The 14,303-nt window shown below is 74.8% G+C and carries 10 protein-coding genes and 1 riboswitch; of the genes, 4 read left to right on the plus strand and 6 right to left on the minus strand.

Translation table 11 applies throughout. The features are described from left to right. Nucleotides 1–42: 42 nt before the first annotated feature. Nucleotides 43–3,678 carry a cobaltochelatase subunit CobN gene (gene cobN, locus ACZ4VT_RS06710; protein WP_467947230.1) on the minus strand — a complete coding sequence of 1,212 codons (3,636 nt, stop codon included), beginning with the start codon at nt 3,676–3,678 and terminating at the stop codon, nt 43–45. 53 nt (nt 3,679–3,731) lie between these two features. After that, nucleotides 3,732–3,832, minus strand: a riboswitch (cobalamin riboswitch). Nucleotides 3,833–4,323: 491 nt separating this feature from the next. Between cobN and cobG the strand changes: the two genes are divergently transcribed. From cobG to ACZ4VT_RS06725, 3 genes are read left to right on the plus strand one after another with little or no spacing between them, the layout of a single operon-like run. Continuing rightward, on the plus strand, nt 4,324–5,682 hold the full coding sequence (gene cobG, locus ACZ4VT_RS06715) for a precorrin-3B synthase (protein WP_467947547.1): 1,359 nt from the start codon (nt 4,324–4,326) through the stop codon (nt 5,680–5,682). Next, complete coding sequence (locus ACZ4VT_RS06720) at nt 5,679–6,326, plus strand: precorrin-8X methylmutase (protein WP_467947232.1); 648 nt, start codon at nt 5,679–5,681, stop codon at nt 6,324–6,326. Before cobG ends, ACZ4VT_RS06720 begins: the two co-directional genes overlap by 4 nt. Then, nucleotides 6,323–7,825 (plus strand): precorrin-2 C(20)-methyltransferase, encoded by a 1,503-nt coding sequence (locus tag ACZ4VT_RS06725; protein ID WP_467947234.1) that lies wholly within the window; start codon nt 6,323–6,325, stop codon nt 7,823–7,825. Before ACZ4VT_RS06720 ends, ACZ4VT_RS06725 begins: the two co-directional genes overlap by 4 nt. A 156-nt stretch (nt 7,826–7,981) precedes the next feature. On the opposite strand, the gene ACZ4VT_RS06730 is transcribed toward ACZ4VT_RS06725, so the two are convergent. From ACZ4VT_RS06730 to cbiE, 3 genes are read right to left on the minus strand one after another with little or no spacing between them, the layout of a single operon-like run. Then, complete coding sequence (locus ACZ4VT_RS06730) at nt 7,982–8,752, minus strand: cobalt-precorrin-6A reductase (protein WP_467947235.1); 771 nt, start codon at nt 8,750–8,752, stop codon at nt 7,982–7,984. Then, a complete protein-coding gene (gene cobM, locus ACZ4VT_RS06735) occupies nt 8,742–9,491 on the minus strand; it encodes a precorrin-4 C(11)-methyltransferase (protein WP_467947237.1) in 750 nt (249 codons plus the stop codon). The genes ACZ4VT_RS06730 and cobM overlap by 11 nt, the downstream gene beginning before the upstream one ends. Next, complete coding sequence (gene cbiE, locus ACZ4VT_RS06740; protein ID WP_467947239.1) at nt 9,488–10,762, minus strand: precorrin-6y C5,15-methyltransferase (decarboxylating) subunit CbiE; 1,275 nt, start codon at nt 10,760–10,762, stop codon at nt 9,488–9,490. Before cbiE ends, cobM begins: the two co-directional genes overlap by 4 nt. A 224-nt stretch (nt 10,763–10,986) precedes the next feature. Between cbiE and ACZ4VT_RS06745 the strand changes: the two genes are divergently transcribed. After that, entirely contained in the window at nt 10,987–11,934 is a 948-nt protein-coding gene (locus tag ACZ4VT_RS06745) for an oxidoreductase (protein WP_467947241.1), read from the plus strand. Nucleotides 11,935–12,171: 237 nt separating this feature from the next. On the opposite strand, the gene ACZ4VT_RS06750 is transcribed toward ACZ4VT_RS06745, so the two are convergent. Together ACZ4VT_RS06750 and ACZ4VT_RS06755 are read right to left on the minus strand one after the other, a co-directional pair. Then, nucleotides 12,172–12,774 (minus strand): TetR/AcrR family transcriptional regulator, encoded by a 603-nt coding sequence (locus tag ACZ4VT_RS06750; protein WP_362807598.1) that lies wholly within the window; start codon nt 12,772–12,774, stop codon nt 12,172–12,174. 120 nt (nt 12,775–12,894) lie between these two features. Next, the gene (locus ACZ4VT_RS06755; RefSeq protein ID WP_467947243.1) at nt 12,895–13,884 is read right to left on the minus strand and encodes a trypsin-like serine peptidase; all 990 of its coding nucleotides are present in this window, start codon (nt 13,882–13,884) and stop codon (nt 12,895–12,897) included. Nucleotides 13,885–14,303 lie beyond the last annotated feature (419 nt).

The following is a 14,303-nucleotide window of genomic DNA, read 5'->3' on the forward strand; positions in this document are numbered from 1 at the left end:
CCCACCCCTTCCGGGGCGGGGAGGACGGCCTCTTTCCGCGTCCTACTCGCCTTCGCCCTCGAGGTTGCCCTCGGTGTCCAGGTAGACCTGGCGGAGGGCTTCGAGGATCCCGGGGTCCGGCTTCTCCCACATGCCGCGGGACTCGGCTTCGAGGAGGCGCTCCGCGATGCCGTGCAGGGCCCAGGGGTTGGCCTCCTCCAGGAAGGCCCGGTTCGTCGGGTCCAGGACGTACGTCTCGGTGAGCTTGTCGTACATCCAGTCCGCCACCACGCCCGTCGTGGCGTCGTAGCCGAACAGGTAGTCGACCGTCGCGGCGAGCTCGAATGCGCCCTTGTAGCCGTGGCGGCGCATCGCCTCGATCCACTTGGGGTTGACCACGCGGGCGCGGAAGACCCGGCTGGTCTCCTCGACCAGGGTGCGGGTCTTCACGGTCTCGGGACGCGTGGAGTCGCCGATGTACGCCTCCGGGGCCGTGCCGCGCAGGGCGCGGACCGTGGCCACCATGCCGCCGTGGTACTGGAAGTAGTCGTCCGAGTCCGCGATGTCGTGCTCGCGCGTGTCCGTGTTCTTGGCGGCGACCGTGATGCGCTTGTAGGCCGTCTCCATCTCGTCCCGCGCCGGACGGCCCTCCAGGCCGCGGCCGTACGCGTAGCCGCCCCACACCGTGTAGACCTCCGCGAGGTCGGCGTCCGTACGCCAGTCGCGGGAGTCGATCAGCTGGAGGATGCCGGCTCCGTATGTGCCCGGGCGCGAGCCGAAGATACGGGTCGTGGCCTTGCGCTCGTCGCCGTGGACGGCGAGGTCCGCCTGGGCGTGGGCGCGGATGAAGTTCGACTCCGCCGGCTCCTCCAGGGAGGCCGCGAGCCGGACCGCGTCGTCCAGCAGACCGATGACGTGCGGGAACGCGTCGCGGAAGAAGCCCGAGATGCGCAGGGTCACGTCGATGCGGGGGCGGCCGAGCTCGTCGAGCGGGATCGGCTCCAGGCCCGTGACGCGGCGCGAGGCCTCGTCCCAGACCGGGCGGACGCCGAGGAGGGACAGGGCCTCCGCCACGTCGTCGCCCGAGGTGCGCATCGCGCTCGTGCCCCAGAGGGACAGGCCGACGGAGGCGGGCCACTCGCCGTTGTCCGTGCGGTAGCGGGTCAGGAGGGACTCGGCCAGGGCCTGGCCCGTCTCCCACGCGAGGCGCGAGGGGACGGCCTTCGGGTCGACCGAGTAGAAGTTGCGGCCCGTCGGCAGGACGTTGACCAGGCCGCGGAGCGGGGAGCCCGAGGGGCCCGCCGGGATGAAGCGGCCGTCGAGGGCCGCGACGACGTGCGCGATCTCGTCCGTGGTGCCGGCCAGGCGGGGGACCACTTCGCGGGCCGCGAAGGACAGGACCGCCGCGACCTCCGGCGACTGGTCCGCGGCCACCGAGGACACGGCGTCGAGGGACCAGTGCGCGTCCTCCATCGCCTGGACCAGGGCGCGGGCCTGCGCCTCGACGGCGTCCGCCGAGGTACGGGTGGCCTTCGACTCGTCGAGGCCGAGCGCCTCGCGCAGGCCCGGGAGGGCCGTCGTACCGCCCCAGATCTGACGGGCGCGCAGGATCGCGAGGACCAGGTTGACCCGGGCCTCACCGGTCGGGGCGCCGCCGAGCACGTGCAGGCCGTCGCGGATCTGGGCGTCCTTGACCTCGCACAGCCAGCCGTCGACGTGCAGCAGGAAGTCGTCGAAGCCCTCGTCGTCCGGGCGCTCTTCGAGGCCCAGGTCGTGGTGGAGCTTCGCCGCCTGGATCAGGGTCCAGATCTGGGCGCGGATCGCCGGCAGCTTCGCCGGGTCCATCGCGGAGATCTGGGCGTACTCGTCCAGGTGCTGTTCGAGGCGGGCGATGTCGCCGTAGGACTCGGCCCGGGCCATCGGCGGGACGAGGTGGTCGACCAGCGTCGCGTGCACGCGGCGCTTGGCCTGGGTGCCCTCGCCCGGGTCGTTGACCAGGAAGGGGTAGATGAGCGGGAGGTCGCCGAGGGCGGCGTCCGGCGCGCAGGCCGCGGAGAGGCCGGCGTTCTTGCCCGGCAGCCACTCCAGGTTGCCGTGCTTGCCCAGGTGGATCATCGCGTCGGCGCCGAAGCCGCCGTCCTCCGCGCGCGCCTGGATCCAGCGGTACGCGGCCAGGTAGTGGTGCGAGGGCGGCAGGTCCGGATCGTGGTAGATCGCGATCGGGTTCTCGCCGAAGCCGCGCGGCGGCTGGATGAGGATGAGGAGGTTCCCGCGGCGCAGGGCCGCCAGGACGATGTCGCCCTCGGGGTTCGCCGAGCGGTCCACGAACATGTTGCCCGGGGCCTCGCCCCAGTGCTGCTCGACGCTCTCGCGGAGCTCGGCCGGCAGCTCGGCGAACCAGCGCCGGTAGTCGGCGGCCGGGATGCGGACCGGGTTGCGGGCCAGCTGCTCCTCGGTCAGCCAGTCCTGGTCGTGGCCGCCGGCCTCGATCAGGGCGCGGATCAGCTCGTCGCCGTCGCCGGACACCAGACCCGGGATGTCCTGGGTGGGGCCGAAGTCGTAGCCGCCGGCGATCAGCGTGCGCAGCAGCTCGACGGCGCTGGCCGGGGTGTCGAGACCGACCGCGTTGCCGATGCGGGAGTGCTTCGTCGGGTACGCGGACAGGACCAGCGCGACCTTCTTGTCGCGGCGGTCGATGTGGCGCAGACGGGCGTGGCGCACGGCGATCCCCGCGACCCGGGCGGCCCGCTCGGGGTCGGCCACGTAGGCGGGCAGGCCGTCCTCGTCGAGCTCCTTGAAGGAGAACGGGACGGTGATCAGACGGCCGTCGAACTCCGGCACGGCGACCTGGGTGGCGGCGTCGAGCGGGGACAGGCCCTCGTCGTTCTCCTCCCAGGCGGAACGCGAACCGGTCAGGCACAGGGCCTGGAGGATCGGCACGCCGAGCGCGGCGAGGGCGCCGGCGTCCCAGGACTCGTCGTCACCGCCGGCGGACGCGGTCGCGGGGCGGGTGCCGCCGGCCGCGAGGACGGTGGTGATGATCGCGTCCACGGACTCCAGGGCCTGGAGGAGCTCCGGCTCGGGCGTGCGCAGGGAGGAGACGTAGAGGGGGAGGGGCTGGGCGCCCTTCGCCTCGATGGCCTCGCAGAGGGTGTGGACGAAGGCGGTGTTGCCGCTCATCTGGTGGGCGCGGTAGTAGAGCACGGCGACCTTCGGGGCCGCCCCGTGGGCCGCCTCCGCGGTCTGCCGCGCGTCGCGCTCCAGGGGGCCCCAGGTGGGGGCGGCGGCGGGCGGCTCGAAGCCGTGGCCGGTGAGCAGGACCGTGTCGGAGAGGAACCGGGCCAGCTGGTCGAGGTTGGCCGGGCCGCCGTGCGCGAGGTAGCCGTGGGCCTCGGCCGCGATGCCGATCGGGACCGTGGAGGCCTCCATCAGCTGGGCGTCCGGGGCCTGTTCGCCGGTCAGGACCACGACCGGGCGGGTCTGGCCGGGGGCGAGGAGCAGGTCGAGGCCGTCCTGCCAGGCGCGGAGGCCGCCGAGGAGGCGTACGACGACCAGGTCGACGCCGTCGAGGAGCCCGGGGAGGTCGTCGAGGGGAAGGCGGGAGGGGTTGGCGAACCGGTACGGGACGAGGCCGTCCGCGGTGTTCGCTGCGCGGGCGCTGAGCAGATCGGTGTCGGACGTCGACAGCAGCAGGATCATGCGGCGGCAGGCCTTCCTCGGGGTTTCCGCGCCCCGGGCAGTGAGGACAGCGGGAGTTCCTGACTTGCCCGGCGGTGTGGCTCTGCCGGGTTCACAGTGGCGGGACCGCGCCGGAATCGCACCGGGCTTCCTCCCATGTCGCCGTCCTCGGCGACGGCGGGCCGTGTGGTCCGCCGGAAGGTCATCTTAGGGGTGAGCGGGTCGCTGTGCCGGGCGGGGTGGCCGGGGCCGGGTCGCTGCGCTGTGCTGGGGCGGTGCTGGGTGGGTGCGGCGCGGTTGCGGGGGCTCTGCCGGGTCGCTGCGCTGGGCTTGGGCGGTGCTGGGTCGGTGCCGCGCCGTTGCGGGGGCTCTGCCGGGTCGCTGCGCTGGGCTTGGGCCGTGCTGGGTCGGTGCCGCGCCGTGGCGGGGGCTCTGCCCCCGGGCCCCCGCGCCTCAAACGCCGGCGGGGCTGGAAGTGGCGGGCCACCGCGCCTCGAACGCCGGCGGGGCTGAGGAGGCGGGCGGGTTGGAGGGCTGGGTGGGTGCGGCGCCGTTGCGGGGGCTCTGCCCCCGGGGCCCCGCGCCTCGAACGCCGGTGGGGCTGAGATGGTGTCGGGGCTGGTGGGGGTGGTGACGGACACAGGTCGGGGGAGGGGAATCGTGGGTATGCTCGCCGCCATGCCCCAGCCACCTTCCGCCGCATCGCGGGACGAACCCGTCATACGGGACCGTGGTGACGCCTGCCCGGGTGCGCTGCGGCTGCACGCGGCGGACGACGGGTTCCTGGCGCGGGTGCGGATTCCCGGCGGGTTGCTCGGCGGCGTCGCGGCGCGGCTGCTGGCCGATGCCGCCGACCGGCTCGGCGACGGCCACCTCGACCTCACCTCGCGCGGCAACGTGCAGCTGCGCGGCCTCGGCGAGAGCTGCGGCGGGGAACTGGCCGAGCTGCTGGCGGCCGCCGGGCTGCTGCCCGCGCCCTCGCACGAGCGGGTCCGCAACATCGTCTGCTCGCCGCTCACCGGCCTCGACCTGCTGGGCCTGCCCGACGTGTCCCCCTGGGTGGCGGCGCTGGACGGGCTGCTGTGCGCGAGCGAGGCGGCGGCCGGGCTGTCGGGGCGGTTCCTCTTCGCCCTCGACGACGGCCGGGGTGATGTGACCTCGCTCGACGCGGACGTGAACCTCGTCCCGTGCGGTGGTGGGAGGGCCCTGCTGTGGGCGGGGGACCCGCGGGAAGCCGTGCTCGTCTCCGCGCAGGACGCGCCGCGGGCCGCGCTGGTGGCCGCCGAGTACTTCCTCGACGCCGTTCGCGAGGCCGGTACCCGGGTCTGGCGGGTGGCCGAGCTGGCTCCCGAACACGCCCTGTCCGGTGCCCGGTTGACGGAACGGCTGGCCGATGCCGGTGTCCGCGCCGTCCCGGCGACGCCGGACCTGTCCGCCCTGTCCGCCCTGTCCGCCCGGTCCGGCCGGCCGCCCGAGCCCGGCGTCGTGCCCGGGCCCGACGGCACCGCCTCGCTTTCCGTCCTCGCGCCGCTCGGGCGGCTCAGCACCGCGCAGTGGCGTCGGCTCGCCGGTCTCACGGGCCGGGTCCGGCTGACTCCCTGGCGCGGGGTCGTGGTTCCGAGCCTCCCGGATCCGCCCGGCCCCGCGGCCGCCGCCGCGCTCGCCGGCCTCGCGGACGCGGGGCTCGTCACAGCTGCCGACAACCCCTGGCGGTCCGTCACCGCCTGCACGGGCAGGCCCGGTTGTGCGAAGTCCCTGGCCGATGTACGCGCCGACGCGCGGGCCGTCATGGAACGCGCCCGGGGGCCGCTGCCGGTGCACTGGTCCGGCTGCGAGCGCCGGTGCGGGCATCCGCGCGGCTCCGCCTGGGTGGACCTGGTCGCCACCCCCGCCGGATACGACCTCCACCTCGAAGGCCGCGCACCGCGACGCGGCGTACCGGAGCGCGAGCTCGCCCCCGCCCTCGCGGACGCCCGCCACGCAGATCACGTACGTGACAACCTCCCCGACTCAGTGCAGAAATGAGCGAGTACACCGTGTTCGAGTACGAGAAGGACGGCGCCGCGATCTACCGCCAGTCCTTTGCCACGATCCGCGCCGAGGCGGACCTCTCCGGCCTGCCCGCCTCGGTCGCCCAGGTCGCGGTGCGCATGATTCACGCCTGCGGAATGACCGACCTCCCGCAGGACCTCGGGTACACCCCCGAGGTGGTGCTGCGCGCCCGCGCCGCTCTGGAGGCGGGCGCGCCGATCCTGTGCGACGTCCAGATGGTCGCCAGCGGGGTCACCCGCAAGCGGCTGCCCGCGGACAACGACGTGATCTGCACCCTCTCCGACCCGGCGGTGCCGGACCTCGCCGCGAGGATGGGCACGACGCGCAGCGCCGCCGCCCTCGAAGTCTGGCGCGACCGCGGCCTGTTGGAGGGCTCGGTGATCGCCGTCGGCAACGCCCCGACCGCGCTGTTCCGGCTGTTGGAGATGATCGAGGAGGGCGCTCCGCGCCCGGCCGCCGTCATCGGCGTGCCCGTCGGCTTCATCGGCGCCGCCGAGTCCAAGGACGCCCTCGCCGCCCACCCCTCGGGGCTCGACCACCTGATCGTGCGCGGCCGGCGGGGCGGCAGCGCCATCGCCGCGGCCGCCGTCAACGCCATCGCGAGCGTGGCCGAATGAGCGCGGGCCAGGCCCTGCGGGGGCGCCTGTACGGGGTCGGGCTCGGGCCCGGCGATCCGAACCTGATGACGCTGCGGGCCGTCCAGGTGATCGGCGAGGCCGATGTCGTCGCCTATCACAGCGCCCGGCACGGGCGTTCCATCGCCCGCTCGATCGCCGCGGCGCACCTGCGCGAGACGCACATCGAGGAGCCGCTGGTCTACCCGGTCACCACCGAGACCACCGACCACCCCGGCGGCTACCAGGGCGCGATGGAGGAGTTCTACGAGGCCGCCGCCGCCCGGCTGGCCGCGCACCTGGACGCCGGCCGGACCGTCGCCGTGCTCGCGGAGGGCGACCCGCTCTTCTACAGCTCGTACATGCACATGCACAAGCGGCTCGCGGACCGGTACGAGACCGAGGTCATCCCCGGTGTCACCTCGGTGAGCGCCGCCGCCGCCCGGCTCGGCACCCCGCTCGTGGAGGGCGAGGAGGTCCTGACCATCCTCCCCGGCACCCTGCCCGAGGAGGAGCTCACCGCCCGTCTCGCCGCCACCGACTCGGCGGTCGTGATGAAGCTCGGCCGCACCTTCCCCGCCGTGCGGGGCGCGATGGAGAACAGCGGCCGGCTCGCCGAGGCCCGCTACGTCGAGCGCGCCACCATGGAGGGGGAGCGGACCGGCCGGCTCGCCGACACCGATCCGGCGAGCGTGCCGTACTTCGCCGTCGCCGTGGTGCCCAGCCGGATCGGCAACCCGGGCAGCGTGCCGTCCGGCCCCGGCGAGGTCGTGGTCGTCGGCACCGGCCCGGCGGGCCCGCTGTGGCTCACCCCGCAGACCCGGCGCGCGCTGGCCGACGCCGAGGTGCTGGTCGGCTACACGACGTACCTGGACCGGGTGCCGGTGAAGCCGGGGCAGATCCGGCACGGATCCGACAACAAGGTGGAGTCGGAGCGCGCCGAGTTCGCTCTCGACCTGGCCCGGCGCGGGCAGCGGGTGGCCGTGGTCTCCGGCGGCGACCCCGGCGTCTTCGCCATGGCCACGGCGGTCCTGGAGGTGGCCGGGCAGGCGGAGTACGAGGACGTGCCCGTACGGGTCCTGCCGGGCGTGACCGCGGCCAACGCGGCGGCCGCCGCGGCCGGCGCCCCGCTCGGCCACGACTACGCCACCGTCTCCCTCTCGGACCGGCTCAAGCCGTGGGAGGTCATCGCGGAGCGGCTGCGCGCGGCCGCCGCGGCCGACCTGGTGCTCGCCCTGTACAACCCCGGCTCGCGCAGCCGTACATGGCAGGTGGCGCAGGCGCGCGAGCTGCTGCTGGAACTGCGCGCACCCCAGACCCCGGTGGTCGTCGCGCGCGACGTGGGCGGGCCGGAGCAGTCGGTGCGGATCGTCACGCTCGCCGAACTGGAGCCGTCCGAGGTCGACATGCGCACGATCCTGCTGATCGGCTCCTCGCAGACGCAGATCACCGAGCGGCCCGACGGGTCGCGGATCACGTGGACCCCGCGCCGCTACCCGTGACGGCGGCCTCGTACCTCTGACCGGGCCCGGAGTGCGAACCGCCTCCGGGCCCCGGGCCGTTCGTGGCCCCCGGCCCTTCGTGGCCCCGGGCCGGACCGCAGCCCCGGCCGGACCGCAGCCCCGGGCCGTCCGCGGCTCCGGGGCGACGCCTGAGCCCTACGCCGGATCGGCGTCGAGCCAGCGCAGCGCTTCGAGGACCGAGGTCGCCTGCGGTTGGCCCTCCGGGGCCGCCGGGCGGCGCACGACCAGGACCGGGATGCCCGCCTCGCGGGCGGCCGTGAGTTTGGGGGCGGTGGCCGAGCCGCCGCTGTCCTTGGTGACGAGCACGTCGATCCGGTGGCGGGCGAGCAGTGCGCGCTCGTCGGCGAGGGTGAACGGGCCCCGGTCCAGCAGCACTTCCAGGCGGGGCGGCACGGGACCGTCCGGCGGATCCACCGAGCGCACCAGGAACCAGGTGTCCGTCAGGTGCGCGAAGGTGTGCAGGCCCATCCGCCCGGTGGTCAGGAAGGCCCGGCCGCCGAGTGGGGGCAGCGCGGCGGCCGCCTCTTCCAGGGAGTCGGCGAACCGCCAGTCGTCGCCGGGGCCCGGGGTCCAGCCGGGCCGCCGCAGCGCCAGCGTCGGGACGCCCGTGAGCGCCTCCGCCTCGTCGGCGTTGAAGCTGATCCGTTCCGCGAACGGGTGGGTGGCGTCGACCACGTGCGTGACCTCGAAGCCGATGATCCAGCCCGCGAGTCCGGCGATGCCGCCGAAGCCGCCGATGCGGGTGTCGCCCGGCGGGAGGAGGGGGGCGGCGACCCGGCCCGCGAGCGAGGTCGTCACCCGGTACGAGGGGTGGTGCTCCAGTGCCTCCGCGAGGCGGCGGGCCTCGGTGGTGCCGCCGAGGATCAGGACGTGCCGGTCCGGCTCGCGCCCGGGTTCAGCAGACATGGCGGTCGCGCTCGGGGGAGTACAGGTGACTGTCCCGGAACTGCTCCGCCCCCAGCGTGCGGCCCACCAGGATGACGGCGGTGCGGACCAGGCCCGCCTCCTTCACCTGGGCGGCGATGTCGGCCAGGGTCCCGCGCAGGATCAGCTCGTCGGGGCGGCTGGCCATCGCCACGACCGCCACCGGGCACTCGGCCCCGTAGTGCGGCAGCAGCTCGTCGACGACCCGGTCCACGTAGCGGGTGGCCAGGTGCAGGACCAGCAGGGCGCCGCTGCGGCCCAGGGTGGCCAGGTCCTCGCCGGGCGGCATCGGGGTGGCCTGCTGGGCGATGCGGGTCAGGATCACCGTCTGGCCGACGGTGGGCACCGTCAGCTCCCGCTTGAGGGCGGCGGCCGCCGCGGCGAAGGCCGGTACGCCGGGGACGACCTCGTAGGGGATGCCGGCCGCGTCGAGCCGACGCATCTGCTCCGCCACGGCGCTGAAGACCGACGGGTCGCCGGAGTGCAGCCGTGCCACGTCCCGGCCCGCCGCGTGGGCCCGTACGCACTCGGCGATGATCTCGTCGAGGTTCAGCTGCGAGGTGTCGACGAGGCGGGCGTCCGCCGGGCACTCGGCGAGCAGCTCGCGCGGTACGAGGCTGCCCGCGTAGAGGCAGACCGGGGCGGCGGCCAGGGTCCGGGCACCGCGCACCGTGATCAGGTCGGCGGCGCCGGGGCCCGCTCCGATGAAGTACACGGTCATGTTCGATCCTTCTCCTTGGATGCGGTGGCCGGCTCGGCAGGCTTCGTCACCGACCACTGGGTGACCGGCATCGCCTGCCGCCAGCCCGTGAATCCGCCGACCGGCACGGCGTGCGCGACCGCGAGCTTCACCAGTTCGCCGCCGTGGCGGCGGTAGCGGTCGGTGAGGACCGCCTCCGATTCGAGGGTGACGGTGTTGACGACGAGGCGGCCGCCGGGGGCCAGCGCGGCCCAGGCCGCGTCCAGCAGGCCCGGCGCGGTGAGCCCGCCGCCGATGAACACCGCGTCGGGGGCCGGGAGTCCGTCGAGGGCCTGCGGCGCGGCGCAGACGACCACGCGCAGGCCCGGTACGCCGAGCGCCGCCGCGTTACGGGTGATCCGTGCGGCCCGCTCCGGTACGCGCTCCACCGCCACCGCCCGGCACGAGGGGTGGGTGCGCATCCACTCGATGCCGATGGAGCCGGAGCCGCCGCCGATGTCCCACAGCAGCTCGCCGGGGGCCGGGGCCAGCGCGCACAGGGTCGCGGCCCGGACGTGGCGCTTGGTGAGCTGCCCGTCGTGTTCGTACGCGCCGTCCGGCAGGCCGGGGGTCGCGCCGAGGCGCGGTGCGGCGTGGGCCGGGTCGCGGCGGCAGTCGAGGGCCACGACGTTCAGGGGGTCGCCGGGCGCGTGGTTCCAGCCGTCGGCCGTGCCCTCGTACGCGTCCTCGCGCTCGGACCCGAGCTGCTCCAGCACCCGCATCCGGCTCGGGCCGAAGCCCCGCTCTCGAAGCAGAGCAGCGATCTCGTTCGGGGTCGCCGCTCCGGCGCTGAGCACCAGCACCCGGCGCCCGTCGTGGAGCGCGGCCGCGAGCCGGGCCACCGGGCGGCCGACCACCGTGATCACCTCGGTGTCCTCCACCGGCCAGCCCAGGCGGGCGCAGGCGTACGACACGGACGACGGGTGCGGGTGGACCCGCAGCGACCGCGGCCCGAGCTCCTCGGCGAGGGCGCGGCCGATCCCGTAGAACATCGGATCGCCGCTGGCCAGCACCGCGATCCGGCGCCCCGCGTGCTCGGCCATCAGCTTCGGCACGGCCGGCCGCAGCGGGCTCGGCCAGGGCACCCGTTCACCGGCGCACTCCCCGGCCGGCAGCAGGTCCAGTTGCCGCGGCCCGCCGATCAGGACCTGGGCCGAGGACAGCGCGGACCGCGCGGCGGTGGTGAGCCCGGCCCAGCCGTCGGCGCCGAGGCCGACGACCGTCACGGTTCTGGGGGGCGGTGCGGAGCTCACGACGCGGTACCTCGGGGACGGGAAGGGGAAAGACGGCGGACCCGCAGCCTACTGGCCTGCGGATCCGGGGCCCGCGCCCACCCTCGCAACGCCCTCGCGACGCGCTCGCGACGCCCTCGCGACGCGCTCGCGACGCGCTCGCGGCACCTTGGCGGCACCTTCGCGGCGCCCCCGCGAGGCCAGGGTCTAACCTCGGTAACCCACCGCGACACGAGGGAGCCGCCATGCCCGGCTGGAACGCCCGCAAGATCCCCGACCAGAGCGGCCGGACCGCCGTCGTCACCGGGGCCAACAGCGGGATCGGCTACGTCACCGCCCGCGAGCTCGCGCGGCACGGCGCCTCGGTCGTACTGGCCTGCCGGAGTGCGGCGCGCGGGCGGGCGGCACTGGTCCGGCTGCGCACGGAAGTGCCGGGAGCCGAGGTGGAGTTCATACCGCTGGACCTCGCCGACCTGGCCTCCGTAAGGGAGTTCGCCGGCGCCTGCGGGCAGCGGCACGCCTCCCTGGACCTGCTGGTCAACAACGCCGGCGTGATGGCGCTCCCGTACGGGCGCACCGCCGACGGGTTCGAGACCCAGTTCGGGGTCAACCACCTCGGGCACTTCGCCCTCACCGGGCTGCTGCTGCCCAGGCTCCGGGCGGCCGCCCCCGGGGCCCGGATCGTCAACGTCTCCAGTGGCTTCCACGTGCTGGGGAGGATCGACGTCGAGGGCGGCGGCCTGGACGCGCTCTCCGCCGAGCACGGCTACCGCCGCTGGGTCGCCTACGGCCGCTCCAAGACCGCCAACCTGCTCTTCACGCACGAGCTGTCCCGCCGCTTCACCGCCGCCGGCTCCACGATCACCGCCGCCGCGGCCCACCCCGGTTACGCCTCCAGCAACCTGCACTCCGGAGCCTCGAAGGTGGAGGGCCCGACCCTCAACTCGCGCGTGGCGGCCCTCGGCAACGCGGTCGTCGCCCAGCCCACCTCCTCGGGCGCACTGCCCACCCTCTACGCGGCGACCGCGCCCGGGGTCGGGCAGGACGCGTTCATCGGCCCGCGGTTCGGCTGGCGCGGAGCGCCGGCGCCGTCCTGGCGGGCGAAGTGGACCCTCGACGACACGTCCGGAGAACTGCTCTGGGCGGCCTCCGAGAAGCTGACAGGAGTCTCGTACGCCTCCCTGCCGCGCTGATCCCGCCGGGGTCACCTCGCGCCCGCAGGGCACCCGGACCGTGCTCCGCCCCTGACGGGTCTGCCCGGCACGCCTCCCGCGCGGGCGCCCCCGGTATGAGTCCGTCCGCCCCCGGGTCGCCTCCGGGCGCCCCGGCTCGGGCCTGACCCGGGAGCCCCCCGCCCTGGAGACTCGGCGGCATGAGCGACGACGATACGGACAACCACCCAGACCCCCCCACGGCGCGTGGCGGGAGGGTCAGGCCGGTTCGGGGCGCAGGGAGCGCCAGATGTGCTCCGGGAGGTGGCGGGCGGCTTCGGTGAGGTCGATCTCGTAGGTGCTGGACAGCCAGCGGCGGGCGGCCTCGGTGAGCGGGCCCATGACCAGGACCTCGATCACGGGGGCCGGCAGCGGGGCGATCTCGCCGCGCTCCATGCGGACCCCCAGCCACTGCATGATGGCCGCGAACTTCTCCGCCTTGGCCGCGCCGATCTCCTCGGCGTGGGCCACCAGGTAGCCGGAGTAGGCGGAGGCGTGCAGGAACAGCGCGACGTCCCGGTGCTCCTGGGTGAAGGCCAGATAGGCCGCGACCCAGGAGCGCACTCCGGTGCGGGCGGTGCGGCACCGGGTGAGCGCGGCGACCATGTCGTCGCACAGCATGTCCATGCACCGGATGTAGAGCGCGGCCGCGAGGCCGTCGAAGCTGCCGAAGTGGTGGTAGAGGCTGCCGAGGCTGACCCCGCTGGCCGAGACGACCGCGTTCACCGTGAAGCCCTGCTGCCCGGACTCGGCGAACACCCGCAGCGCGGTGGTCAGGAGCAGGTCGACGGTGGCTTCGCCGCGTTGTTGCTTGGGAGTCATGCTGCGGTCCCGTCGGTGTGCGTGGTGCTGTCCGGAATCTGCGCCACCGAGCGTAGCAAGATCGCAGAACTGGAAGACCTTTCTAGAAAGATCCTTCGTGATGTGTCACGCCGGCAGGGGTCAGGGCCTGGTCGAGCGCTCGTACAGCGCGCGGGTGTCGTCGCCGAAGTAGACGCTGTACGAGGTCTCGTCGTCGCCGCCCCCGTCGCGGCCGCCGATCACCCCGATCAGCGTGCGGCCGTCGGTCAGCACCGGGCCGCCGCTGGTTCCGTTGGGGACGTCGGCGCAGTCCAGCCGCAGCTGCGTCGGGCCGGCGGAGCGGGCGGTGTTGCGGCACTCCAGCGGCTGCTCGGAGTAGTTGGGGTAGCCCACGAGGCGGGCGGGCGCGGGCAGTTCGGGCCGGAAGGCGATGGTCTCGGCCCCGGTGACGTCCTCCAGCCGCTGGCCGGGGTAGCCGGGCCGGCGCAGCCGGAGGAAGGCGATGTCGTGGTCGGGGTCCTGGTCCTCGGCCCAGCGCGGGTCCACGTCGATCCGGGTGGGCACCCAGACGCCGAACGGGGCCACTCCGTCGCGGTAGCCGGGGGCGAAGGCGAGGTTGGTGCGGAAGCCGCCGCCGTACACGCAGTGGGCGGCGGTGGCGATGAGGTCGCCGCCGGGGGAGTGGACCACTACGGCCGAGCAGTGGTGGTCGGGGTCGCCGTCGGAGCCGGGGGAGAAGAGCGCGCCGATCGCGGGCTCGGCGGGGGCGGGCCGGGCCTCCAGCGGATCGGAGGGCTGCCAGCCGGTGGTCCGCCAGTTCGCCGGGGCGCCGCCCCCGGTGAAGGCCTTGTCGTCCGTCGCCGCCTCCGGGTCCTCCCGGACGATCCCGTCCAGCACGGCGCCCGCGGTCTTGTCGGCGCGTTCGGGGTCCTGCTGGTAGGTGCCCCGGGCGCGATCCCCGTCGGCGCGGTTGGCGGCGATTCCGCGCAGCTCCCAGGCGGCGTACCCAAGGCCCGCGAGGACCAGCGTGCAGAGCAGGCCGAGGAGCACGGAGCCCCATGTGCTCCGCTCCCGCCCCCGTTCCCGCCCCCGTTCCCGTCCCCGCTTGCGCCCGTGAACCCTGCTGGCCATCCGCTGCTCCCACCCCGCTGACACGTCCGACTCCTCGTTCGATGGGGGGATGAGGGCGCGGGTTCCGCGAAGCGGACGTGGCCGTGCTCACAGCCGATCGGACTGACGTGTGCGCGTCATCCACGGGTCGTGCGGCGGCCACCCGACCGGCCTTCGCTCCAGGCGACGTGAGCACTCCCCACCTTGATCGACAGGAGCCAGGGTATGAGAGTGCGGAACCGGATGGCGGGCGCGGTGACCGCCGGACCGGCGGCCGTGGCCCTCGTGCTCGGCACCGCGGGGGGCGGGGGGGGGGGGGGGGGGGGGGCGCGGGCCACCCCACCCCCCCCCCCCCCCAAGGGGTTTTGTGTGTCGTTTCCCAAAACCCCACGTCCCAAAACACGGCAAAAACCCAAAAAAAGAGGAAAACAAAGAACCAA

The sequence above is a fragment of the Streptomyces sp. NPDC029164 genome (assembly GCF_055563995.1).